Raw genomic sequence first — 17,080 nt, 5'->3', positions numbered from 1 at the left:
GATAGAGAGTGGAGGAAATCGCATGATTGAACGGTATACCCGCCCGGAAATGGGCGCCATCTGGACAGAGGAAAACCGCTTTAATGCCTGGCTCGAGGTGGAGATTTCCGCCTGTGAAGCATGGGCGGAATACGGGGATATCCCGGCAGAAGACGTCGCAAAAATCCGGGAAAACGCCGGCTTTGACGTGGACCGGATCCAGGAGATTGAGGCGGAAACGCGCCACGATGTGGTCGCCTTTACCCGCGCGGTTTCGGAAACGCTCGGGGAGGAAAAGAAATGGGTCCATTACGGACTGACCTCCACGGATGTGGTCGACACGGCGCTTTCGTACCTGTTGAAACAGGCGAATGATATTCTGCTGCGCGATCTGGAGAATTTTCTCGCTGTGTTAAAAAACAAGGCCGTTGAACATAAGTACACGGTCATGATGGGACGCACGCACGGCGTGCACGCCGAACCGACGACGTTCGGCATGAAACTGGCACTCTGGTATGAAGAAATGAAGCGCAACATCGAGCGTTTCAAAGCAGCTTCGGAAACGGTCCGGGTCGGCAAGCTCTCCGGTGCCGTCGGAACGTTTGCGAACATTCCGCCTGCCATTGAAGCCTCCGTCTGTGAAAAACTCAGGCTCGAGCCGGCGCCGATCTCCACGCAGACGCTGCAGCGCGACCGCCATGCGCATTACATGAGCACCTTATCGCTGATCGCGACTTCGATTGAGAAAATGGCTGTCGAAATCCGCAGCCTGCAGAAAAGTGAGACGCGCGAAGTCGAGGAATTTTTCGCGAAAGGTCAGAAAGGATCATCGGCGATGCCGCACAAACGAAATCCGATCGGTTCGGAGAACATGACCGGGCTGGCGCGGGTGGTGCGCGGCCATATGATGACCGCCTATGAAAACGTGGCGCTCTGGCACGAACGGGACATCTCCCATTCTTCTGCGGAACGGATCATTCTGCCCGATGCGACGACCGCGCTTAATTACATGCTCAACCGGTTTGCCGGTATCGTAGACAAGCTCACCGTCTTTCCGGAAAACATGAAAGCGAACATGGACCGCACTTACGGCCTGATCTATTCCCAGCAGGTGCTGCTCACCCTGATCAACAAAGGGATGGCCCGTGAAGAAGCGTATGATCTCGTCCAGCCGAAAGCGATGGAAGCATGGGAGAAAGGCATTCCGTTCCGTACGATGGTGGATCAGGAGCCCCGTATCACGGATACCCTGACAGCGGATGAACTGGAGGGATGTTTTGACTACAATCATCATCTGCGCGAAATCGATACGGTCTTTCAGCGTACCGGGTTAGAGGATTAAAAAGGAGGCGCTCCGGGATGGAAAAACGGGAACTGCTGTATGAAGGAAAGGCAAAGAAACTGTACGAGACGGATGATCCGGAGCTCTTGTGGGTCGAATACAAAGATGACGCTACGGCCTTTAACGGAGAGAAGCAGGAAGTGCTGGCCGGCAAGGGCCGGTTGAACAATGTCCTGTCCTCGATGCTGTTTACGACACTTGCGGAACGGGACATACTGAGCCATTTTGAACAAAAGCTGTCAGAGACCGAGCAGCTCGTCCGCAAAACCGAAATTATTCCGCTGGAAGTGGTGGTGCGCAACATTGTCGCCGGCAGCCTGCACCGCCGGACCGGAATAGCGGAAGGCACGGAGCTCGAGCAGCCGATTGTGGAGTTTTACTACAAAGATGACGATCTCGGCGATCCGCTCCTTAACGAAGATCATATCCGCATCCTGGAAGCGGCGGAGCCCGCACAGCTTGATAACATGAAAACCCAGGCGCTTGCCGTCAATGAAACACTGAAAAGCCATTTTCACCAGCACGGCCTGCTTCTTGTTGATTTTAAGCTTGAGTTCGGAATCACCGCCGACGGAACCCTGCTCCTGGCTGATGAGATCTCGCCGGATACGTGCCGGCTCTGGGATGAGAAAACGAGGGAAAAGTTCGACAAAGATGTGTTTCGCTACGGCCTCGGGTCGCTGCAGGAAGGCTATACTGAAATTCTAAAAAGACTGGGAGGAGCCTGAGTCATGATTAAAGTCCATGTCTATGTAACATTGAAAGAAGGAGTGCTGGACCCGCAGGGAAGTGCGGTGACCAATTCCCTGCATGCCATGGGGTACAACGAAGTGAACAGCGTCCGGATCGGCAAATATATGGAGCTTGAAGTGGAAAACACGGACAATCTCGAACAGCGGGTAGAAGAAATGTGCGAAAAGCTGCTGTCGAATCCAGTCATTGAAGAATACACCTATTCGATCGGGGAGGCTGTATCCTGATGAGATTTGCCGTGATTGTATTTCCGGCTTCCAACTGTGACAACGACATGTATTACGCCATTGAAGAAGGCCTCGGCGAAGAGGTGGAGAAAGTATGGTACACCGAAACGAGCGTGGCGGACTATGACGCAGTGCTCCTTCCCGGCGGATTTTCCTACGGTGATTATCTGCGCTCCGGTGCGATCGCGCGTTTTGCGCCGGTGATGGAAAGCGTGATCGAAGAAGCCCAGAAAGGCAAACCGGTACTGGGTGTCTGCAACGGATTTCAGGTACTTCTCGAAGCCCGGCTGCTTCCGGGGGCCATGCAGCGCAACAAGCACTTAAAATTCATCTGCCGCCCGACGCCGCTGACGGTTGCGAACAATCAGACGATATTTACGACAGAATTTGAAGAAAACAGCACCGTTACGATTCCGGTCGCGCACGGGGACGGCAACTACTACTGTGATGACGAAACGCTTGATCTTCTGAAGCAGGACAACCGGATCGTTTTCACCTACCAGGACGATATTAACGGCTCGGCAGCCGGTATAGCCGGTATTATGAATGAACAGGGCAACGTGCTCGGCATGATGCCGCATCCCGAACGAGCCATGTCGGATCTTCTGGGCAGCGCCGACGGGCAGAAACTCTTTCAATCGATGCTGAAAAACTGGAGGGAATCACATGTCGCTTCTTCTTGAACCGTCTCCGCAGCAAATCAAAGATGAAAAAGTCTATCAGGACATGGGCATGACAGACGACGAATTTGCCATGGCGGAAAAAATTCTCGGCCGTCTGCCGAACTATACAGAAACGGGCGTTTTTTCCGTCATGTGGTCGGAACACTGCAGTTACAAACATTCCAAAGTGCTCCTCCGAAAGTTCCCGAGCAAAGGGGAAAAAGTGCTGCAGGGGCCGGGAGAAGGCGCAGGTATCATCGATATCGGCGACGGCCAGGCGGTTGCGTTCAAGGCGGAAAGCCACAATCATCCCTCTGCAGTGGAACCGTATCAGGGAGCTGCGACTGGCGTCGGCGGCATTCTGCGGGATGTGTTCTCGATGGGAGCGAAACCCATTGCCCTCCTTAACTCCCTCCGCTTCGGCGAGGTCCGCTCCGCCCGGGGCCGCTATCTGTTTGAAGAAGTCATTGCCGGCATTGCGGGCTACGGCAACTGTGTCGGCGTTCCGACGATCGGCGGTGAAATTCAGTTTGATCCGTGTTACGAAGAAAATCCATTGATGAATGCCATGTGTGTCGGCCTGATCAACCATGAAGATATCCAGAAAGGGGTTGCTGAAGGAACCGGTAATACCGTCATGTATGTCGGTGCCAGCACCGGTAAAGACGGCATTCACGGCGCAACGTTTGCGTCCGAGGAATTAAGCGAAGATTCCGAAGAGAAGCGGCCGTCGGTCCAGGTCGGCGATCCGTTTATGGAAAAGCTGCTCATGGAAGCGTGCCAGGAACTGGTGCAGCTCGATTCGCTTGTCGGCATCCAGGACATGGGAGCGGCGGGGCTTGCTTCCTCGTCATCGGAAATGGCAAGTAAAGCCGGATACGGTATTGAAATGGATCTCGACAAGATACCGCAGCGCGAAAGCAATATGACGCCGTACGAAATGATGCTCTCTGAATCGCAGGAACGCATGCTTCTCGTCGTAAAAAAAGGACACGAGCAGGAAGTCCGGGACATCTGTGATCACTGGGGTCTTTACTCCGCGGAAGTCGGGTATGTCATCGAAGAACAGAATCTCCGTCTGCTGTTTGAAGGGGAAGTAGTGGCTGACATTCCGGCGGATGCCCTCGCTGAAGAAGCACCGGTGTACCATCCGGAATCGGCGGAACATCCCGTTTTCACCGAAAATCAGAAAAAAACGGCCTCCGATGTCGCAGTCAAAGATCCGAAACAGACACTGCTGGACCTTCTTAGCCAACCGACGATCGCAAGCAAGGAGTGGGTCTATGACCAGTACGACTACATGGTGCTGACGAACACAGCCGTCCGCCCCGGATCGGACGCTGCGGTTCTCCGCGTGCGCGGAAAGAACAAGGCGCTTGCGATGACAACCGACTGCAACTCGCGCTATATCTATCTCGATCCGGAAACCGGCGGAAAAATCGCCGTTGCTGAGGCAGCCCGTAATATTGTCTGCTCCGGCGGCACGCCGCTAGGGTTAACGGACTGCCTCAACTACGGCAGCCCGGAAAAACCGGAAATCTACTGGCAGCTTGAACAATCGACCGACGGCATGAGCGAAGCTTGTTCGGTTCTTGATACACCGGTTATCGGCGGCAACGTCTCGCTGTACAACGAAACCCAGGCCGGAGCTGTCTACCCGACACCGGTTGTCGGCATGGTCGGCCTTATCGAAGATCTCGATCATATCACAACGCAATCCTTTAAAGAGGCCGGTGACGCCGTGTATGTCATCGGCGGCGCTTCCGCGGAGTTCGGTGGCAGTGAAGTGCAGAAGCTGATCGAAGGCGGTATTTCCGGACGGGTGCCGGAACTTGATCTCAACGTCGAGAAAAAACGCCAGCAAAGCCTGCTAGCGGCAATCAAGAGCGGCCTGGTCCGCTCCGCCCACGATCTGGCGGAAGGCGGTCTTGGCACCGCGCTTGCCGAGAGCGTAATCGACAGCGGGGGGCTTGGTGCCAGCGTGACGATAGATGAGGATCCGGCAGCGGCGTTATTCGCTGAAACCCAGTCCCGTTTTCTCGTATCGGTTCCGCCTGAAAAGACGGAAGCTTTCGAACAAACCGTATCTGATGCCGTGCTTCTCGGCCGTGTCACACAGGAAGCGGCACTTGAAGTCTATCAGTCATCCGGAGACAAGGTACTGCAGGCAGACACAGAGGAATTAGAACATGCCTGGAAAGGAGCTATCCCATGCTTGGTGAAATCAAGGGATTAAATGAAGAATGCGGCGTCTTTGCATCCTGGGGTCACCCGGAAGCGGCCCAGCTCGCCTACTACGGCCTGCACAGCATGCAGCACCGCGGCCAGGAAGGGGCCGGCATCGTCGTCAGTGATGAAAAAAACCTGTTGATCCATAAAGGCCTCGGTCTTGTGAACGATGCGTTTAAGGAAGGCGATCTGGAAGAGCTCGAGGGGCATGCTTCGCTCGGCCATGTGCGCTACGCCACGGCAGGAGGCGGCGGCCTCGATAACTGCCAGCCGCTCATGTTCCGCTCCCAGACCGACAGCCTGGCGATCGCCCACAACGGCAACCTCGTCAACGCGCACAACCTGAAGCTGGAGCTTGAAAATCAGGGCAGTATCTTTCAGTCCACCTCGGATACGGAAGTTATCGCGCATCTTATTAAACGGAGCGTCTACCCGAGAATGGAAGATAAATTGAGCGACGCGCTTTCGATGGTCGAGGGGGCTTACGCGATTGCGGTCATGACAGAAGATAAGCTCCTGGTGGCCCAGGATCCGCACGGCCTCCGTCCGCTCAGTATCGGAAAAATGGGGGAAGCCTATGTCGTTGCCTCCGAAACGTGTGCGTTTGATGTCATCGGGGCGCAGTATGAACGGGAAGTTCAGCCAGGTGAAATCATCACGATCGACCGGGAGGGCATGCGCTCGGAACTGTACGCGCGCCCCGCTGAGCGGCGGATGTGCAGCATGGAATACATTTATTTCTCCCGTCCGGACTCCAACATTGATCAGGTCAATGTCCACACGGCCCGGAAAAACCTCGGTAAAAAGCTGGCCACCGAAGCGCCGGTAGATGCCGATATTGTAACCGGCGTTCCGGATTCCTCGATATCAGCAGCCATAGGGTATGCCGAAGAAACCGGCATTCCTTATGAAATGGGTATGATCAAAAACCGCTACGTCGGCCGTACTTTCATCCAGCCTTCGCAGGCATTGCGCGAACAGGGTGTGAAAATGAAATTGTCCCCGGTACGCGGGGTCGTGGAAGGCAAACGGGTCGTGATGGTGGATGATTCGATCGTCCGCGGCACGACAAGCCGGCGCATCGTCACGATGTTAAAAGAAGCAGGTGCTGCGGAAGTGCACGTGCGGATCAGTTCGCCTCCTATCACCCATCCCTGTTTTTACGGCATTGATACGTCCACGAAGTCGGAACTGATCGCCGCCAGTTACTCCATCGAGGAAATGCGCGAACAGATGGGCGCAGATTCGCTGTCTTTTATCAGCATCGACGGCATGCTCAGCGGCATCGGCAGACAGGACTCCGATTCCAACTGCGGACAGTGTCTTGCCTGCTTTACCGGAAACTATCCGACCGATATCTATGAAGACACACTGCACCCTCACGATAAAGTAATCAATGGATAATCCTGAAGGAGGATACCAGCATGTCGGACGCCTATAAGAAGGCCGGCGTTGATGTGGAAGCCGGCTACGAAGCGGTAGAGCGGATGAAACAGCATACCGCGCGGACGATGCGCCCGGAAGTGATGGGAGGTCTCGGAGGATTCGGGGCGATGTTTGATATCTCCGAACTTCCTTATGAGAAACCTGTTCTTATTTCCGGCACAGACGGGGTCGGAACGAAGCTGATGCTTGCGTTCGCGGCCGATAAACATGACACGATCGGACAGGATGCGGTCGCCATGTGTGTCAATGACATCGCAGTACAGGGCGCGGACCCGCTTTATTTTCTCGATTATCTGGCCTGCGGGAAGGCCGACCCGGAAAAAATCGAAGCCATCGTCAAAGGGATCGCGGACGGATGTGAAAAAGCCGGATGTGCACTCATCGGCGGCGAGACAGCGGAAATGCCGGGAATGTATGACGCGAACGAATACGATCTGGCCGGATTCACCGTCGGCGCGGCGGATAAACAGTCGCTGATCACCGGAGAGGCGGTTGCTCCGGGGGATGTAGTGCTCGGCCTGCCGTCTTCCGGCATTCACAGCAACGGACTCTCCCTTGTGCGGAAGGTACTGCTGGATGAGGCAGGGCTCGATCTGGACGAAACATATGCCCCGTTTGAGCGTCCGCTCGGCGAAGAACTACTTGAGCCGACCTGTATTTACGTACCGGCCGTGCAGGCACTGCGCAGCGTAGTTACAGTGAAAGGAATGGCTCATGTGACCGGCGGTGGTTTTTATGAAAATATCCCGAGAATGCTGCCGGAAGGCCTTGGAGCCGATATTCAGCTTTCGTCGTGGGAGGCGCCGGCTGTGTTTTCTTTTCTGCAGAAGCATGGTAACCTGACCGAAGAGGACATGTTCAGCACATTCAATATGGGCATCGGCCTGGCCGCTGTTGTGGCAGCAGAAGAAGCAGAGACGGCCGTATACGCGCTGGAGCGCGCCGGAGAAACCGTGTACCGGATCGGACAGGTAACATCCTCCGGCGGACTGCAGTTCGTAAAGGAGGATGCATGATGAAACTGGCGGTATTTGCATCCGGAAGCGGGTCCAATTTCCAGGCGGTTGCGGATGCGGTGGAAGAAAACAGGCTGGACGCACAGATTGCCCTGCTTGTGTGTGATAAGCCGGACGCTTATGTCGTAAAACGGGCTGAAGCGCTGCACGTGCCGGTATTTTCGTTCCGGCCCAAATCCTATGAAAACAAAGCAGCGTTTGAGCGGCAGATCGTGGAGGAGCTGGAGCGTGCGGGGGTTGACCTCCTTGTCCTTGCCGGGTATATGCGCCTGGTCGGCGGCACGCTGCTGGCAGCTTATCCGGAACGTATCGTCAATATTCATCCGTCCCTGCTCCCTGCATTCCCCGGACTGAATGCGGTGGAACAGGCTTGGGAGGCAGGCGTCAAAGTGACCGGCGTGACTGTTCATGAGGTGGATGAAGGGATGGATACCGGGACGATTCTCGCACAGGAGCCGGTGGCAGTGAAACCGACCGATTCGCTTGCTTCATTGAATAAAGCAGTGCAGGCCGTGGAACACCGTCTGTATCCGGACACAATTCAGTTTTTACTCAAGGACCGATTTTCTCAAAGAGGAGCGATGCACAAATGAGCATCAAACGAGCATTGATCAGTGTTTCCAATAAAGAAGGCATTCTTCCGTTTGCCAAGCAGCTCGAAGCCGCCGGTGTCGATATTATTTCCACCGGGGGGACAAGCCGTGTGCTGAAAGAGGGCGGTGTGGATGTGACCGGCATATCCGATGTGACGGGTTTTCCGGAAATTCTGGACGGCCGGGTTAAGACGCTGCATCCCTACATCCACAGCGGACTGCTCGCCATGAGGGACAATGAGGAACATAGAAAGCAGCTCGAGGAGCACCAGATTACCCCGATTGATCTTGTGGTCGTGAATCTGTATCCATTTAAAGAAACGATTGAAAAGCCGGATACGTCGTTTGAAGAAGCCATTGAAAACATTGATATCGGCGGACCCGGTATGCTGCGGGCGGCGGCTAAAAACCATAAACACGTAACCGTCGTCACGGACCCGGACGATTACGACTGGGTGCTGAATGAAATGAACGAAAACGGGGACGTATCCTTGGAAACCAAAGCCGGCCTGGCTGCCAAAGTGTTCCGTCATACCGCTTCCTACGACGCGCTCGTCGCGAATTACTTAACTGAAGAAACCGGAGAACTGTATCCGGAAACGTATACGGTCACCTATGAGAAAAAGCAGGACCTCCGTTACGGCGAAAATCCTCATCAGCAGGCGGCCTTCTACAGAGAGCCGATCGGACCGATGAGCTCTGTTGCCAACGCCATCCAGCTGCATGGCAAAGAATTGTCGTACAATAACATTAACGATGCCGAGGCAGCGCTTGATATTATCAAGGAATTCAGCCAGCCGGCAGCGGTGGCCGTAAAGCATATGAATCCGTGCGGCGTGGCAATCGGAGAATCCATCACCGAGGCCTACGAAAAAGCGTACGACTCTGATCCCGTTTCTATTTTCGGGGGTATCACCGCGTTCAACCGGGAAGTGGATGAACAGACGGCTGATAAGCTGAAAGACATTTTTCTGGAAATTGTCATCGCTCCGTCCTTCAGCCAGGAAGCCCTTGATATTCTTACCCGCAAGAAAAATATCCGCCTCCTGAAAATCGCGATGGAAGAGGAAATACCGCGCGAACGTTCGCAGATCACCTCTGTCCACGGCGGTGCCCTGATTCAGGAAGAGGACCGCAAAGGCTTTCTGGATGCCGATATTAAAGTCGTGACCGACCGTGATCCGACGGAACAGGAATGGCAGGATCTGAAACTGGCCTGGAAAGTGGTGAAGCACGTCAAATCCAACGCCATCCTGCTTGCTAAAAATGAGCAGACCGTCGGTGTCGGCGCCGGGCAGATGAACCGGGTCGGTTCCGCCGAAATTGCGGCAGAGCAGGCAGGCGGAAAAGCCGAGGGCAGCGCGATGGGATCAGACGCCTTTTTCCCGATGAAAGATACGGTGGAAGCGGCAGGAGAAGCCGGAGTGAGCGCGATTATCCAGCCCGGCGGCTCGATCCGGGATGAAGAATCGATTGAAAAAGCCAACGAACTCGGCATCGCGATGGTATTTACAGGCATGCGCCACTTTAAACATTAAGGGAAAAGCGAAGGAGGAGTCGCACTCATGAACGTGCTGATTGTCGGAAGCGGCGGCCGGGAACATGCGCTGGCCCGGTCGTTTTCCAAAAGTCCGCGGGTGGATACGGTGTACGCGGCGCCGGGAAATCCCGGGATGAAACAGACAGCCGAATGCATTCACCTGAAGGAAAATGATGCGAGCGGGCTTGTCCAGTTTGCCAAAGAAGCGGAAATTGGGTTGACGGTGGTAGGTCCGGAAGCGCCGCTGCTTGCCGGAGTGGTGAACGCGTTTCAGGAGGCCGGGCTGCGTGTATTCAGCCCAACAAAGGAAGCGGCGCTGATTGAGGGCAGTAAATCCTTTGCAAAAGCATTTATGGAGCGCCACCGGATTCCGACCGGCACGTACAAAGTGACATCGGACTACGACGAAGCCGTGCGCCACGTGGAAAACGAAGGCGTTCCGATCGTTGTTAAAGCCGACGGTCTTGCTGCCGGCAAAGGAGTAACCGTTGCTTTTACGAAAGAAGAGGCCCAAGCGGCGCTTCAGGATATCCTGCTCGATGAAAAGTTCGGGGAGGCCGGCGCAGAAGTTGTGCTGGAGGAATATCTGGAAGGCGAAGAACTGTCGCTGATGGCGTTTGTGCACGGTACGACGGTGATTCCGATGGTAGGAGCCCAGGACCATAAACGAGCCTTCGACGGGGATGAAGGCCCCAACACAGGCGGAATGGGCGCCTACAGCCCGGTCCCGCAGTTTAATGAGACAGAGGTGGAACGGGCTGTCCGTGAGATTCTGCAGCCAACCGCCGACGGCCTGGCCGCTGAAGACCGTTCCTTCACCGGGATTCTTTATGCAGGGTTGATGATGACCGGAAACGGACCGAAAGTGGTGGAATTTAATGCGCGCTTCGGCGATCCGGAAGCCCAGGTGGTCCTGCCCCGGATTGAATCGGACATTGCCGGTGTCATGACAGAACTGCTCGACGGCGGCGCCCCGGAACTGTCCTGGTCGGATGAGGCCGTGCTCGGCGTCGTCGCCGCATCGAAAGGCTATCCCGGACCATATGAAAAAGGCGTGCCGATTGCAGATGTTCCTGACGCCGACCTGCTGTTTTTCGCCGGTGTCGATGAGCAGGAAGGAAGCTATGTCACCGCCGGCGGACGCGTGCTTCTTCTCGCGGAAAAAGCATCGACGATTGAAGCCGCGCAGGCAGCGGCATATGAAAAACTGGAAGACCTTGATACGTCCCATCTGTTTTACCGCACCGATATCGGCCATCATATTATCAACAATTAGCCCGCGGGAGAGATGCAGACTTCTGCCCGCGGCAGTATGTCCATAAAAACATGGAACCGGACACCCGGGAGCGCAGAAACGTTTCAGGTGTCCGGTATATTTTTTTTATAGACAAAAGATCGAACGGATCCGTTCAAACTGTCTGCTTCCTTTCTGATATAGACAGACAGTAAAGCAAAGTGTCCACTACCTGTTACCTAAGGGCGGAAACCGGGTGAAATATTGTCAGATTATTTACAAACGGGAGTATGCCACCGTTTGTTCTGTTATAATGGAAAGGTGCGCTTGACTCATGCCTCATGCATGTTATGATGTTCCGGTGTGTTTTCTGCGGCACGCTGCCGTGTGGTTGTCATCTCATACAACTTCACCATCGGACAAAATCTGGTGATCCCCTCCGCTGCTTTCATCGCGCCGAAAATCGTGCAGAGCATGTGATTCTCCGGACTCCAGCGCATCCGGGAAGCACGGGCATTGGCCCAAGAAATCAGGGTAAGGCCGAACGTAATGCGCAGTAATGCCTGAACAACGCCGATATTCTGCTGATTATGCTCCATGAAAAAACCTCCTTTCTTTACGCGAAATTAAAATTCTTGTCACTTTCCTTTCATAGAGTAACGGACTAAAATGTGATAAAATGAAACCGCAGAAAATAGGAGTAAAACTGAATAAATTGGAAAACATGAATACGATACAAAAAATACGACAGACAGAAAGCAGGTGAAATGGTTGGCTGCACAGCAATTATTTCCTTGGGATAAAGAAACACTGCGGCGGCATCTTTCCGTCATCCGCGGGGAAACGTCCCCAAGTAAGGTACTGCAGAATGCAACCTATCTGAGCAGTGCCCGCAAAGCATGGCTTCAGGGACACATCTGGATTTATGAAGACCGGATCGTCTATGCGGGGGAAGACTGGCCCGCCTTGACAACTGATACGGAAATCATGGACTGCAGCGGCAGGTATGTCGTACCCGGCTACATCGAACCGCATGCCCATCCGTTTCAGTTATATAATCCCCATACATTTGCCGAGTATGCATCCCTGCGCGGGACGACCACCCTGGTAAATGACAACATGTTTCTCTTTTTAAATATTGAAAAAGAGAAAGCGCTTTCGCTTATTGGAGACCTCAACCAGCTGCCGACTTCTATGTTCTGGTGGGCGCGATATGATGCCCAGACGGAACTGGAAGAAGAAGATGCACTGTTTTCCCCTTCGGGAATGAAAGCATGGCTGGAACACCCGCTCGTCCTTCAGGGAGGGGAGCTGACGTCCTGGCCGAAAGTAATGACCGGCGATGATACGGTGCTTCACTGGATGCAGCATACAAAAGAACTCAATAAACCGATTGAAGGTCATTTCCCAGGAGCTTCGTCCCGCACGATCAATCAGATGGCACTGCTCGGCGTGAGCGGAGATCATGAGGCGATGACCGGCGAAGAGGCCCTTCGTCGGCTTGATGCCGGCATGACAACGTCACTCCGTTATTCTTCGATCCGCCCGGATCTTCCGCAGATTCTGGAGGAATTACTGGAAGAGGGGATTACCGATTTCGACCGTTTCACCTTCAACACAGACGGGTCCACCCCTTCCTTTTACAAGCAGGGCGTGATCGATAAAACGATCGCGATCGCTCTGGAAAAAGGAGTACCGGAGATTGAAGCTTATGAGATGGGAAGCTATAATAACGCCCGTCATTTTGGTATTGATGATGAAATCGGCATGATCGCACCCGGACGGATTGCCCATCTGAACATTCTGGAGAATCCGCAGAACCCGGTGCCGGAAGCGGTGATGGCGAAAGGCCGCTGGATTTTGAAGGACGGGGAGAATTATTATCCGCCGCGTGATTTCAAATGGTCTTCCTACGGCGTGCATCCGTTTATGATCGACTGGCATCTGCAGGAAGATGATCTTCACTTTTCGATGCCGATGGGTATTGAACTGGTGAATTCCGTTATTCTGAAGCCGTATCAGATGAGCCTTGATGTCACCACCGATGACTTGAGTGAAGAACACGACCAATGTTTCTTCGTCATGCTTGACCGTTTCGGAAAATGGCGCATCAATACGGTGATCAAAGGGTTCGGGAGCAGTATCGGTGGATTTGCCACGACGTTTTCCAATACCGGCGATATTGTGCTGATCGGCAAACGGAAGAAAGACATGATAAAAGCCTTCAATGAACTGAAAAATCATGACGGCGGGATGTTTCTCGTTGAAAACGAACAGCTCATTGAAAGCATACCGCTGAAACTCTTCGGTGCGATGTCGCTGGAGCCGATGGGCAATGTCATTGAACAGCACGAAAGGATGGAACAGGCACTGAAAGACCGCGGTTATCCGCACGAGGATCCGGTTTACAGCGTGCTCTTTTTCTCTTCCACCCATCTGCCTTATATCCGGATTACCCAGAAAGGGATTTTCGACGTGCATAAAAAACAGGTACTCTTTCCTGCGATTATGCGTTAAACTGGAAAAGGAAACCATGGTAATAAAGGGTGAAACGCATGAAAAAGACCGCAGGAATCAGTTTGATGGTAAGCATGCTGCTGATTGGGGGATGCACGTCCCAGGAAAGTTCCAATGCCCCTGCCAAAGATGAGGATACCCCGGAACGTGAGCAGGTGGAAGCGGAACAGCAGGACAACATGGAAGAGTCCGAAAAAGAGGAGAATACGGAGGAAGAATATGATTCAGCCGATCCTTTGACCGGTGAAGGGACGAACGAAGTGTCTCCCTACCGGCCGCTCGCAGTCATGATTAACAATCATCCCGATGCCCGGCCGCAAACCGGTCTGGCAGAAGCAGATATCGTCTATGAAGTGTTGACGGAAGGAGAATTGACGAGATTTCTTGCGATATATCAGAGCAGTCAGCCGGAACGTATAGGTCCGGTGCGCAGTGCAAGGGACTATTTTGTCGATCTTGCTGCAGGGTATGATGCAATGTATGTGGCACACGGATGGAGTCCGGGAGCCAAACAAATGCTTCAGGGGGGCGCTGTTCCTCATCTAAACGGGTTGTTTCACGACGGCACGCTGTTTCAGCGTTCCACAGAAAGACAGGCCCCACATAATTCCTACATAATGTTTGAGGATGCCCTCAGTGGTCTGGATAGCAAAGGATACGAGCTAAAGAAAGACGTTTCTTCCAATAATTACAGAGAAGATGGCTTTTCTGATGCTTCAGCGGCAACCGCAGAAGACGTTTCCATTTGGTATGATGATAAATATGTTGTACAATTTTCATATGACAAAGACACGGAGACGTATGATCGTTCCAGTGACAATACCGCTTTTGCAGGTGAAGCGGAAGCCGAAGAAACAGAAGCGGCGAATGTTTTCATTGTAGAGGCGTCGCACCGCGTCGTTGATGAAGCCGGACGCCGGCAGATCAACCTGTCGAACGGGGGCACGGGCATGCTGCTTCAGAACGGTGAAGCGCTGTCTGTACAATGGAGAAACGAAGGCGGCCGTCTGCTCCCTTATAAAGACGGGGAGAAAGTTCCGTTTCAGCCCGGAAAGACGTGGATCAATGTGATTCCGGCTTCTCCGGGGATCGAAACAAGCGTGGAAGGCATTGAATCCTGAACACTTTTCAGCAGAGCCTGTCCAAGTATTTGCAGAAAAGAGGTGTACCCTATTGCAGATTGATAAATTACGAGGGAATGAACTGGACCAGCTGTTCCGGGCCATTTTGTCCCTGCAGAGTGTGGAAGAGTGCTATGAATTTTTTGACGACCTCTGTACCATCAATGAAATCCAGTCGCTCGGACAGCGGCTGGAAGTGGCACGGATGCTTCAGCATGGTCACACCTACCATAAGATTGAAACGGAGACCGGGGCAAGCACGGCTACGATTTCAAGAGTAAAACGCTGCCTGAATTTCGGCAATGACAGTTACCAGATGACACTGGACCGCGTACGGGAACAAGAGAAGCAGGAAAAACAGAAATAGAACGTACTGTCTTTCAAGGTGGCGCCCGGCATCTTGAAGACAGTTTTTTTATGGAGAGAGATAGATTCCGTTCAAAAACGGGAATGGATTCAGCAGGAGGGTTGGGAATCATGAATGATTACATGACAAACAGCGTACAGTCTTTGACAGCGGCGTTTGGCCTGAACTGGTGCAGGAGCAGATTAAAACAGGCCCTCGAGTCTATATATGGGGAGGGCAGAAAAGATATAGCGCTCTTGTCTGCCATGCTGGAAGACGGCACGGTGGATGACATCGCTTCACTCGATCTGCATGATACAGACCATCTTGCGTCCTGGAAAGAGGAACAGATAAACGCGTACGAGGAACCGCCGGAGCTGGTGGAATGGGCGCTGCATACGTGGATGACAGCGGTCCGGGGCACATCGGTGTTTGAAGCGGCTGCCTCGCCGCTCCCGGTCCCTGTAATCGAAGCGGCGGACAGAACGTCCTCCGGAAGCGTGCTGCGGGAAGGCAATAGAGAAGAGCCGGAGAATGCAGAACAAGAGACAGAGCAGAAACAGAAACAACCGGTGGAAGATATCATCAGTCTCATGCAGCAGCCGGATACAGAAGAGGCAGCCGGAGCGCCGGAAACCGAAACGACGGTGGACAGGCCGGCCCGATTCCGACGCCTGCTGCTTCCAGGTGCCGGAATCGCCTTCATTGCCGCCATGGCAGCTGCTGTCATGCTGCTCCCGGAAACACCGTTCTCCGAGCCAGCGTTCGAAGACGGACAGGTTCAGGGCAGCATGGAAGATTCAGACTGGATGAACTGGCTGTCCGACGTGGAAAATGGTGCGTTTGAAAACGAATTGGTACTTCCCGGCTGTGAAACGGTGGAAAAAGGCGCACCGCTTGAGGAGGACCACCGGAACGAGGCAGGAGAAATAACCGTCTATCCCGGCGGAGACTGTTCCCGGTATGCTGAGAACGGCACGATTTTTGCGGCGGGCCGGGACTTAGAGGAATGGGATCCGAGACTAGAAGATATTGAAGAAATTATAGGCAGTCCCGATCTGTTGAATGTGGATGCGAATGCCAATGAGATGCGGGCTCTTTATCAACGTTCCCCCCATGATATTTTTCTTGTTTTTTCAGATATCAATGAACAGGAAGCTTTATCTTATGTCGAAATTGGAAACATTGATGTTTCATCGGAGGATCCGGCGGCACTGCTGGATTATCCGAGGTAGGAAAGGGCGAAGACGGGGCTGACGGTTTTTTGAGGCAGCGCCCTGTTTTTGCTATAATTAGACGTTGGAAAAGGATAAGACGTAACTGGAGGAGCAGTAATGCTTGAATATACCGAATGGCGTCACGTGTTTAAACTGGACCCGGCCAGGGATCTGGATGATACGTCGCTGGAAAAAATCTGCGAATCAGGGACAGACGCCGTCATTGTCGGCGGAAGCGACGATGTCACGCTGGACAATACGCTTGCGCTGTTATCGAGGGTCCGCCGGTACGCAGTGGCCTGCGCGCTGGAAGTATCCACGCTGGAAGCGGTGACCCCGGGCTTTGATTATTTTCTTATTCCAACCGTCCTGAATGCCGGAGATACCCGCTGGGTGACCGGTCTTCACCACGATGCGCTGAAAGAATACGGCATGATCATGGACTGGGAAACGATCATAGCGGAAGGGTACTGTATTCTGAACCCTGACGCCAAAGCGGCCGCGTTAACCGGAGCAGACACGTCGTTTGATGAAGAAGATATCCGGGCGGCCGCCCTCATGGCCGACCGTCTGTTTCGTCTGCCTGTATTCTATCTGGAATACAGCGGGGAGTACGGCGATCCGGAAGTAGTAGAGACTGCTGCCCGGACGCTGCAGCATGCCCGCCTGTTTTACGGCGGGGGTATCCGTACGGCGGACCAGGCACGTGAGATGGCAGCGTCGGCTGATACGGTCATTGTCGGAAATGTCGTGTACGAAGACCTGAACGCAGCCTTGTCGACGGTGGAGGCTGTCAAAAACAGTGGAAAGAACAAAAGAAATAACGTATAATAAAGAACACGAACATACGTTTTAGGT

General features: G+C 53.6%; 16 protein-coding genes. 15 read left to right on the top strand and 1 reads right to left on the bottom strand.

Going from position 1 to position 17,080, the window contains the following annotated elements; translation table 11 throughout:
• Positions 1-22 precede the first annotated feature (22 nt).
• Genes purB through purD form a run of 10 tightly spaced genes read left to right on the top strand, consistent with a single transcriptional unit; the run spans position 23 to position 11,063 of the window.
• Positions 23-1,321, top strand: a complete 1,299-nt coding sequence (gene purB, locus ACW9JV_RS15260; protein ID WP_457335933.1) for an adenylosuccinate lyase — start codon at positions 23-25, stop codon at positions 1,319-1,321.
• A gap of 17 nt (positions 1,322-1,338) precedes the next feature.
• Entirely contained in the window at positions 1,339-2,049 is a 711-nt protein-coding gene (gene purC / locus ACW9JV_RS15255) for a phosphoribosylaminoimidazolesuccinocarboxamide synthase (RefSeq protein WP_457335931.1), read from the top strand.
• Between the two features lie 3 nt (positions 2,050-2,052).
• Entirely contained in the window at positions 2,053-2,301 is a 249-nt protein-coding gene (gene purS / locus ACW9JV_RS15250; protein WP_457335929.1) for a phosphoribosylformylglycinamidine synthase subunit PurS, read from the top strand.
• On the top strand, positions 2,301-2,984 hold the full coding sequence (gene purQ / locus ACW9JV_RS15245) for a phosphoribosylformylglycinamidine synthase subunit PurQ (RefSeq protein WP_457335927.1): 684 nt from the start codon (positions 2,301-2,303) through the stop codon (positions 2,982-2,984). Before purS ends, purQ begins: the two co-directional genes overlap by 1 nt.
• On the top strand, positions 2,968-5,199 hold the full coding sequence (gene purL / locus ACW9JV_RS15240) for a phosphoribosylformylglycinamidine synthase subunit PurL (protein ID WP_457335925.1): 2,232 nt from the start codon (positions 2,968-2,970) through the stop codon (positions 5,197-5,199). The genes purQ and purL overlap by 17 nt, the downstream gene beginning before the upstream one ends.
• Positions 5,175-6,596, top strand: coding sequence for an amidophosphoribosyltransferase (gene purF, locus ACW9JV_RS15235; protein ID WP_457335923.1), 1,422 nt, complete (start codon positions 5,175-5,177; stop codon positions 6,594-6,596). The genes purL and purF overlap by 25 nt, the downstream gene beginning before the upstream one ends.
• Before the next feature lie 20 nt (positions 6,597-6,616).
• Entirely contained in the window at positions 6,617-7,654 is a 1,038-nt protein-coding gene (purM, locus tag ACW9JV_RS15230; protein WP_457335921.1) for a phosphoribosylformylglycinamidine cyclo-ligase, read from the top strand.
• Positions 7,651-8,247 carry a phosphoribosylglycinamide formyltransferase gene (purN, locus tag ACW9JV_RS15225; protein WP_457335919.1) on the top strand — a complete coding sequence of 199 codons (597 nt, stop codon included), beginning with the start codon at positions 7,651-7,653 and terminating at the stop codon, positions 8,245-8,247. Before purM ends, purN begins: the two co-directional genes overlap by 4 nt.
• A complete protein-coding gene (purH, locus tag ACW9JV_RS15220; RefSeq protein WP_457335917.1) occupies positions 8,244-9,785 on the top strand; it encodes a bifunctional phosphoribosylaminoimidazolecarboxamide formyltransferase/IMP cyclohydrolase in 1,542 nt (513 codons plus the stop codon). The genes purN and purH overlap by 4 nt, the downstream gene beginning before the upstream one ends.
• 27 nt (positions 9,786-9,812) lie before the next feature.
• Positions 9,813-11,063 (top strand): phosphoribosylamine--glycine ligase, encoded by a 1,251-nt coding sequence (gene purD / locus ACW9JV_RS15215; protein WP_457335915.1) that lies wholly within the window; start codon positions 9,813-9,815, stop codon positions 11,061-11,063.
• Positions 11,064-11,353: 290 nt separating this feature from the next.
• On the opposite strand, the gene ACW9JV_RS15210 is transcribed toward purD, so the two are convergent.
• Complete coding sequence (locus ACW9JV_RS15210) at positions 11,354-11,620, bottom strand: YgaP family membrane protein (protein WP_457335913.1); 267 nt, start codon at positions 11,618-11,620, stop codon at positions 11,354-11,356.
• Between the two features lie 172 nt (positions 11,621-11,792).
• On the opposite strand from ACW9JV_RS15210, the gene ACW9JV_RS15205 reads away from it, so the two are divergent.
• The 5 genes from ACW9JV_RS15205 to pcrB all read left to right on the top strand — a co-directional run bounded on the left by ACW9JV_RS15205 (position 11,793) and on the right by pcrB (position 17,053).
• Positions 11,793-13,538, top strand: a complete 1,746-nt coding sequence (locus tag ACW9JV_RS15205) for an adenine deaminase C-terminal domain-containing protein (protein ID WP_457335911.1) — start codon at positions 11,793-11,795, stop codon at positions 13,536-13,538.
• Between the two features lie 38 nt (positions 13,539-13,576).
• Entirely contained in the window at positions 13,577-14,659 is a 1,083-nt protein-coding gene (locus ACW9JV_RS15200) for a DUF3048 domain-containing protein (protein ID WP_457335909.1), read from the top strand.
• Between the two features lie 52 nt (positions 14,660-14,711).
• The gene (locus ACW9JV_RS15195; protein WP_457335907.1) at positions 14,712-15,026 is read left to right on the top strand and encodes a YerC/YecD family TrpR-related protein; all 315 of its coding nucleotides are present in this window, start codon (positions 14,712-14,714) and stop codon (positions 15,024-15,026) included.
• Between the two features lie 110 nt (positions 15,027-15,136).
• Positions 15,137-16,240 (top strand): hypothetical protein, encoded by a 1,104-nt coding sequence (locus ACW9JV_RS15190; protein WP_457335905.1) that lies wholly within the window; start codon positions 15,137-15,139, stop codon positions 16,238-16,240.
• Positions 16,241-16,339: 99 nt separating this feature from the next.
• Positions 16,340-17,053, top strand: coding sequence for a heptaprenylglyceryl phosphate synthase (pcrB, locus tag ACW9JV_RS15185; RefSeq protein ID WP_457335903.1), 714 nt, complete (start codon positions 16,340-16,342; stop codon positions 17,051-17,053).
• Positions 17,054-17,080: the final 27 nt, after the last annotated feature.

Source organism: Salibacterium sp. K-3 (assembly GCF_054052005.1).
The sequence above is the reverse complement of the archived record's forward strand: the minus strand, read 5'-3'. Positions and strand labels throughout refer to the sequence as shown.

Coding starts and splice junctions, on each gene's coding strand:
- purB (WP_457335933.1), top strand. CDS start 23: ATGATTGAACGGTATACCCGCCCGGAAATGGGCGCCATCTGGACAGAG.
- purC (WP_457335931.1), top strand. CDS start 1,339: ATGGAAAAACGGGAACTGCTGTATGAAGGAAAGGCAAAGAAACTGTAC.
- purS (WP_457335929.1), top strand. CDS start 2,053: ATGATTAAAGTCCATGTCTATGTAACATTGAAAGAAGGAGTGCTGGAC.
- purQ (WP_457335927.1), top strand. CDS start 2,301: ATGAGATTTGCCGTGATTGTATTTCCGGCTTCCAACTGTGACAACGAC.
- purL (WP_457335925.1), top strand. CDS start 2,968: ATGTCGCTTCTTCTTGAACCGTCTCCGCAGCAAATCAAAGATGAAAAA.
- purF (WP_457335923.1), top strand. CDS start 5,175: ATGCTTGGTGAAATCAAGGGATTAAATGAAGAATGCGGCGTCTTTGCA.
- purM (WP_457335921.1), top strand. CDS start 6,617: ATGTCGGACGCCTATAAGAAGGCCGGCGTTGATGTGGAAGCCGGCTAC.
- purN (WP_457335919.1), top strand. CDS start 7,651: ATGATGAAACTGGCGGTATTTGCATCCGGAAGCGGGTCCAATTTCCAG.
- purH (WP_457335917.1), top strand. CDS start 8,244: ATGAGCATCAAACGAGCATTGATCAGTGTTTCCAATAAAGAAGGCATT.
- purD (WP_457335915.1), top strand. CDS start 9,813: ATGAACGTGCTGATTGTCGGAAGCGGCGGCCGGGAACATGCGCTGGCC.
- ACW9JV_RS15210 (WP_457335913.1), bottom strand. CDS start 11,620: ATGGAGCATAATCAGCAGAATATCGGCGTTGTTCAGGCATTACTGCGC.
- ACW9JV_RS15200 (WP_457335909.1), top strand. CDS start 13,577: ATGAAAAAGACCGCAGGAATCAGTTTGATGGTAAGCATGCTGCTGATT.
- ACW9JV_RS15190 (WP_457335905.1), top strand. CDS start 15,137: ATGAATGATTACATGACAAACAGCGTACAGTCTTTGACAGCGGCGTTT.
- pcrB (WP_457335903.1), top strand. CDS start 16,340: ATGCTTGAATATACCGAATGGCGTCACGTGTTTAAACTGGACCCGGCC.